This is a genomic window from Oscillibacter sp. CU971 (assembly GCF_905219725.1).
Taxonomy (GTDB): domain Bacteria; phylum Bacillota; class Clostridia; order Oscillospirales; family Oscillospiraceae; genus Oscillibacter.
The window spans coordinates 1-2036 of sequence record NZ_CAJMXG010000397.1 but is presented as its reverse complement, the minus strand read 5'-3'; the positions used below and the strand labels follow the sequence as shown (position 1 = coordinate 2036).

The 2036-nt window shown below is 52.4% G+C and carries 3 protein-coding genes and 1 tRNA gene; all 4 read left to right on the top strand.

Annotated features, from left to right (window positions below):
• Positions 1-103: 103 nt before the first annotated feature.
• Positions 104-176, top strand: a tRNA-OTHER gene (locus JX325_RS15855).
• A 61-nt stretch (positions 177-237) separates the two neighbouring features.
• Positions 238-537, top strand: coding sequence for a hypothetical protein (locus JX325_RS15850; RefSeq protein ID WP_204792019.1), 300 nt, complete (start codon positions 238-240; stop codon positions 535-537).
• A 17-nt stretch (positions 538-554) separates the two neighbouring features.
• Positions 555-1007, top strand: a complete 453-nt coding sequence (locus tag JX325_RS15845) for a Bro-N domain-containing protein (protein ID WP_204792018.1) — start codon at positions 555-557, stop codon at positions 1005-1007.
• 36 nt (positions 1008-1043) lie between these two features.
• Positions 1044-1871, top strand: a complete 828-nt coding sequence (locus JX325_RS15840; RefSeq protein ID WP_204792017.1) for a DUF6353 family protein — start codon at positions 1044-1046, stop codon at positions 1869-1871.
• Positions 1872-2036: the final 165 nt, after the last annotated feature.

The window sequence follows — 2036 nt, the reverse complement described above, 5'->3', positions numbered from 1 at the left end:
GTCAAAAGTGTGTACCAAAACAATCAAAAGAAGGGAGATAAGGCCGAGCCCTGAACAGGGGCTCTTCGCCTTTCCACGCGAAAAACACATATCCTTTTATGGAGAAACAGTTAGCTCAATGGTAGAGCGACAGACTAAAATCTGTGTGTTGCGAGTTCGAGTCTCGCGCTGCTTCTCCGACGGCATGGAGCCCTTTGGCAGGGGCTCCTATTATTTTTGCGGAGAAAGGAGAGACGTATGCGTGAGCAGATTCTGCAAGATATCAAAGAGTCTATTATCGCCATCAGCATGGAGCTATTACACGCAGGCAAAGACTGGTTCACACAACTCAGCTATGAGAAATGGGCCCTGCTGGAGATACAGGACCTGATTCTCCAAAATCCAGAAGCGTCTCCCTGGGATATTGTGGAGGAGTTTATCAACCTTATGGATCGGTATTCTCTTGTACCTCATCCCAATAATCACATCTTTTGTGTCGCTCATGACACCGCTTGGTCAGTCCTGGTGGAGCTGATGGGCGAAGAACCGCTGCATTGAAAGGAGAACTGAAATCAATGGAAATCGTAGGAAGCGTGATATTTAAGGACAAGACTTTGCCCATTTACAGCTCGCTTGATGTGCCCCTGTTCAGGGCTTCGGACGTGGCTAAGCTGATCGAGTACAGCGACGGCAACGTCTGGAAGATGCTTGAGATGTGCGAGGCCGACGAGAAGCTGACTTTACCGATGGTAGCGCATGGCCAGAGGCGGACTGTCAGCTTCATCACGGAGACCGGCCTCTATAACATCCTTGCTCAAAGCCGGAAGCCGATTGCCCGAGCGTGGCGGCGTGTCGTCCATGAGGAACTGATTGCTCTCCGGAAGTCTCGGGGCAAGAACGTGGCCGAGCAGTTCCAGGATTGGGATGATGCCGCCGAGTCTATCTACTTCGACGAGGAGACTGGAATGATGATGCAGTCGGTTACGGTTGCCGGCGGCGATGTGGAGCAAATCCCTTATAGGCCCTAACATTTAACAAATGCTTTTTGAAAGGAGGCATCGACTATGAAAATCCCGACCGGATTAGTGCCCAAAGCGGAGCGGTTCTTGAAAAAGGCTTCGCCGACGATCCTTACCTGCATTGGCGCGGCTGGTGTCGTGGCTACCGCTATTATGGCGGCCAAGGCGACCCCGAAAGCGTTGAAGCTGATCCACTCGGACAGCCGCATCAATCATGATGGAGACCCGAATGCCTACACCAAGAAAGAGGCAGTGGCGTCCTGCTGGAGGTGTTACGTCCCCACGGTAATTGTCGGCGGCTCCACCATCGCCTGCATATTTGGGGCGAATGCTCTGAACAAACGCCAACAGGCGGCTCTTGCCAGCGCCTACGGGCTCGTGAGTCAGGCCTATAACGACTACAAGCGCAAGGTTCGCGAGAATTTTGGCGAGGAGGCCCACCGGGATATCATGCGGCAAATCGCCGCTGAACGCAGCAGTGGCGCTACGATCATCTCCCCCAATCTCATTAACGGTTCGTGCTTGGAATTTGAGGGTGCGAACGAGGAACAGCGGCTGTTCTATGACGCGATGTCCGAGCGATATTTTCAGGCAACTATCAGTCAGGTTCTCCAAGCGGAGTATCATCTCAACCGTAATTTTGCACTGGGCGGAGGATTTATCACGCTGAATAACTTTTATGAGTTCCTCGGCATTGAAGGTGTTCAGGGTGGCGATGACATTGGTTGGATGGTTTCGGACGGCCTCTATTGGGTCGATTTCGACCACAGCCGAGCCATGGTGGACGATGGTCTGAATGGTGAAGTCGAATGTTTTATCATCGACGCGCCGTTTCCGCCGGTCAGCGAAGCGGAATACGATGAATATTTGTGACCGATACGCAGAAAACGCAATGACTGTTATGGAAAGGAGGTAAACGCTTCATGAGAAGGAAACGTGACACGATCAAGCTTTTGGCTATTCTTGCCACCGGCCTCGGATTTGCGGCAACGCTGCTGTCCGATTGGGCCAACAGCAAGGAGCAGGAGGCATTGATCG